At 40.7% G+C, this 236-nt stretch carries 1 protein-coding gene; it reads left to right on the top strand.

What is annotated here, in order from left to right; genetic code table 11:
- Positions 1-236, top strand: a 236-nt coding sequence (locus R3X25_RS15200) for a hypothetical protein (RefSeq protein ID WP_411556584.1), incomplete at both ends; no start/stop codon positions are given.

Here is a 236-nt window from a genome sequence, read left to right as displayed (position 1 = left end):
TTAACCGATGTTGTTTTAACAGATGATTTAGCAGGATCGGCAACATTAACAAGTGGAGATGATGGAGATTTGGTATTAGAAGTCGGAGAGACTTGGATTTACACAGCGAGTTATGCAGCGACTCAATCGGATATTGATTTAGGAACAGATTTAGTCAATACAGCAAGTGTTTCTACAACGGAAGTAGCAGGGCCTATTGAGGATAGTGCGACTACTACGATTAGTCAAAGTGGATC

This window comes from Lutibacter sp. TH_r2 (assembly GCF_033101135.1).
Classification (GTDB): Bacteria; Bacteroidota; Bacteroidia; order Flavobacteriales; family Flavobacteriaceae; genus Lutibacter.
The sequence above is the reverse complement of the archived record's forward strand: the minus strand, read 5'-3'. Positions and strand labels throughout refer to the sequence as shown.